General features: G+C 46.5%; 2 protein-coding genes. Both read left to right on the top strand.

Going from position 1 to position 878, the window contains the following annotated elements; translation table 11 throughout:
* A partial coding sequence (locus A3738_RS30605) for a glutamate ligase domain-containing protein (protein WP_369819770.1) occupies nucleotides 1-418 on the top strand: 418 nt, incomplete at its 5' end.
* A partial coding sequence (locus A3738_RS05170) for an FtsW/RodA/SpoVE family cell cycle protein (protein WP_197473608.1) occupies nucleotides 415-878 on the top strand: 464 nt, incomplete at its 3' end. The genes A3738_RS30605 and A3738_RS05170, both read left to right, overlap by 4 nt.

Below are 878 nucleotides of genomic sequence, written 5' to 3'. Positions count from 1 at the left end.
GTGGGTGAGACAGCTTAATGGCGTGACCTTTATTAATGACTCTAAAGGCACTAACGGTGGCGCAACGGCCGCAGCGATTGCTGGGTATGGCCCGCAATTGGCGGATGGTGGAAAGGTTATATTAATCGCTGGCGGTGACGCCAAAGGCGCGACACTTCATGAGCTCAAAAAACCTGTCACAGAGTTTACACGCTCGGTTATCGCTTTTGGGGTCGATGCGAATGTAATTGCTGAAGCCGTTGAATCAATCCTTCCTGTTACGATTGTAGATACGCTGAGGGCGGCTGTTCAGTTGGCAAGCGACACAGCAGAAAGTAATGATTTAGTGCTGTTTTCGCCAGCATGTGCAAGCTTCGATATGTATAAGAATTTCGAAGTGCGTGGCCAAGCATTCAAGGATGAGGTGGCCCAATTATGAGCACTCATGCGGGAATGTTAAATCAGCAGCAGTTGCAGTTTGTAATGATGATCGACAAAGGGCTCATTATTTCGGCTTTAAGCCTTCTTTTGATCGGTTTAATTATGATTGCGTCTGCTTCGATTGATGTTGCAGATGTGCGAAATAATGACCCATTCTTCTATTTTACACGTCATGCAGCTTTTGCATTGATTGGCTTGGTTGCAGGCGCGATTGTGTTCATGATGCCGATTAGTTTCTGGCAGAAACATGCCTTTTATTTACTCGGCGCTTCTTTGTTCTTGTTAGCGCTAGTGTTGTTACCCGGAATCGGAAAAACCGTTAATGGTAGTACACGCTGGATCGGCTTAGGTGGCATTAATATCCAGCCTTCTGAACCTGCGAAGTTATTGCTCGTTGCATATCTAGCTGGATACCTGGTTCGACGTCATGACGAAGTCAGACAGTCTTGGTGGGGTTT

This window comes from Oleiphilus sp. HI0066, assembly GCF_001635725.1.
This window is presented reverse-complemented; position numbering and strand designations above follow the sequence as displayed.